Origin of the sequence: Xylanibacter rodentium, assembly GCF_013166575.1 — a bacterium.
Lineage (GTDB): Bacteria > Bacteroidota > Bacteroidia > Bacteroidales > Bacteroidaceae > Prevotella > Prevotella rodentium.
The window spans coordinates 1-2128 of sequence record NZ_JABKKE010000052.1 but is presented as its reverse complement, the minus strand read 5'-3'; the positions used below and the strand labels follow the sequence as shown (position 1 = coordinate 2128).

Below are 2128 nucleotides of genomic sequence, written 5' to 3'. Positions count from 1 at the left end.
CCGAAGAAACGCTGTTGTGCTTGTATAGGCAAGCAAAACAGAATTGCCGATATGTAGAAAATAATCTTTTTCATGCTTCTATTACAGCTAATGGGATAGCGGGGAACGCCATTAGGCGTTATCACGCTTCGTTACCGATATATTCTATAAGTAAATGTTAGACCATTTTGTATCATCGCCCCATTTTCTTTTTTTACTATCAATAAGCCACTTATTTGATTTACATACACAGACATAGCAATGAAGTTCCTTCATCAATCCTTTTTCGATACATGTATATACATGGAACTTGTTTTTTGTAACTCTTTCTATGTCTGTGATAGTTTCTTTACTGGGGTCATATTTATAACTGCCTTCAAGTCCCCATGAAAGGCAATTCGGTAAACCCATTTTTCTGTCCTTTGAGGTACAGAATTGGCTGAAAATAGAACTTATTTTCAACTTCATCAATTCTGTTTTTTCTTTTTCCGACAAATCAGGATTATTGTCTATATCTTCACAATATATTTCCCAACCATTCATTTCTGTGAAAAATGCGATGATTGTTCTTTCTATTTCCTGTTTTATTTCTAAATCTTCCATTTCTCTAAATTTATTGGTTTAACATTTATCGGTAATGGGTTGCAGCTTGCCGCCGTTAGGCGGAACAGGTGCTTGTTAGCATCATTTTTAATCCAATTCTGTACGAGAGAACAAATCCATAATCAGCACCTCATTTTCACATACTTTCTTGAATTGCAGAATAAACTCCTTCAAGGCTTCTTTATCTTCGGAGTAAGCGCAAAACATACTTCCCTCTGAATCAAAATCAACACTTTCAACGAAATTCGGTGCTTGTTCTTCGATAAAAACACGAGCTAAGGATTCCCAATCGTAGCCGTTTCCTTCAAACCCTTCATCCTCTCTTGATTGGAAGATTTCTGTTTTATACTCACCAACATTCAGACATACTGAAACTGTTGATTCATGCTCTACCCAAAAGAACGGCTTTATTTGTTCCTTAAAATTATTAGTGCCCATATTGTTCTAACTCATTAAAAAGCTCATCTCCATTTGCTTTAATGCCATCTCTAAATTTAGCAGGAATTTTACTGCCACAACGTTCAAACCAATCGTTAAAAACATTCTTCCATTCCTGAACTTTCTCTTTTTTGATTAGCAAATTAGCATCAACCGTAAATCTTTTAGCTAACATAACTAATATATCTATATGAGTTAAGACTGCTTGAGTTGGCTTATTAGCCGTTTTTAGCCATTCAATATTTTCGTCAATCTGCTTTAATGCCAAATTGATGTATCGAGCATTTTCTAATTCTGCCATTTCATTACCTTCTGGCGCTGTACTAAATATTTTCATTGTAATCCTATTTGTTTTTCGATGCTAATGGGATGCGAATAGCTGACCGTTAGGGCAGCTCATTCGCTTGTTAATCGCTTTTCAACTCTCCCATGTTACATAGTTAATTTTGCCTGTGCTATCAGTATTGACAACCACCAACATATCTGCAATTTCGCGTCCTATGCTATAATCCCATACAGCATAGTTTTCCTCGCCGGGATAGAAGCCGATGCGGACTAATTTCAAGGCAGAGAGTAACCTTTCTTCTTTGGGCTTGGAAGCATCTGTACTTGCCAAAACCTTATCTATTATAGAAGCATCCAATTCTTCAAGATGAAAATCAATATACTCCTTTACATCACCTCCATCTTCGTAATCTGAACGAATGGCAGCTTCTACATCTGCTTTATATTGTTTTAAGCCCTTGGTATAGTTTTCGTATTCAGCTACCCAATCATATTCCGGCACACCATCATAGAAATTCAAATCTAATTCTATCTGGTGACTGTCAATTGTAACCTTTACTTCATTTGTTTCTTGGGGAGAGTTGATTTCTACTTCTCCAAAATAAGTAATATTCTTTTTCATATTTAGTTATTTTTCATTCAAGCGATTAATGTATTTGTAAGATCACCCGTAGGTGCTGTTTATTGTGGTAAACGTCACCCGGCAGGTGTGTTTCCTAATCTCTAATAGCTGCACCTTTTGTTAATGCCTCTTTTTGCACTTTCGTGGTCGGAGTTTATATGCTTTCCCTCCAAAGGTCAGTTTCTCGCAAGCTACTTTATA

At 36.2% G+C, this 2128-nt stretch carries 4 protein-coding genes; all 4 read right to left on the bottom strand.

The genetic code is table 11. The features are described from left to right. Positions 1–144: 144 nt before the first annotated feature. Positions 145–582: an NTF2 fold immunity protein gene (locus HPS55_RS13920; protein WP_123400033.1), complete on the bottom strand. Its 438-nt coding sequence runs from the start codon at positions 580–582 to the stop codon at positions 145–147. Between the two features lie 87 nt (positions 583–669). Continuing rightward, a complete protein-coding gene (locus tag HPS55_RS13915; RefSeq protein ID WP_068960256.1) occupies positions 670–1020 on the bottom strand; it encodes an immunity 51 family protein in 351 nt (116 codons plus the stop codon). Continuing rightward, on the bottom strand, positions 1010–1357 hold the full coding sequence (locus HPS55_RS13910) for a hypothetical protein (protein ID WP_068960257.1): 348 nt from the start codon (positions 1355–1357) through the stop codon (positions 1010–1012). The genes HPS55_RS13915 and HPS55_RS13910 overlap by 11 nt, the downstream gene beginning before the upstream one ends. Before the next feature lie 81 nt (positions 1358–1438). Continuing rightward, on the bottom strand, positions 1439–1927 hold the full coding sequence (locus tag HPS55_RS13905) for a DUF2004 domain-containing protein (RefSeq protein ID WP_154956402.1): 489 nt from the start codon (positions 1925–1927) through the stop codon (positions 1439–1441). Positions 1928–2128 lie beyond the last annotated feature (201 nt).

Bases quoted from the DNA above. Each gene is read 5' to 3' on its own strand.
- HPS55_RS13920 (WP_123400033.1), bottom strand. From the start codon at position 582: ATGGAAGATTTAGAAATAAAACAGGAAATAGAAAGAACAATCATCGCA.
- HPS55_RS13905 (WP_154956402.1), bottom strand. From the start codon at position 1,927: ATGAAAAAGAATATTACTTATTTTGGAGAAGTAGAAATCAACTCTCCC.
- HPS55_RS13910 (WP_068960257.1), bottom strand. From the start codon at position 1,357: ATGAAAATATTTAGTACAGCGCCAGAAGGTAATGAAATGGCAGAATTA.
- HPS55_RS13915 (WP_068960256.1), bottom strand. From the start codon at position 1,020: ATGGGCACTAATAATTTTAAGGAACAAATAAAGCCGTTCTTTTGGGTA.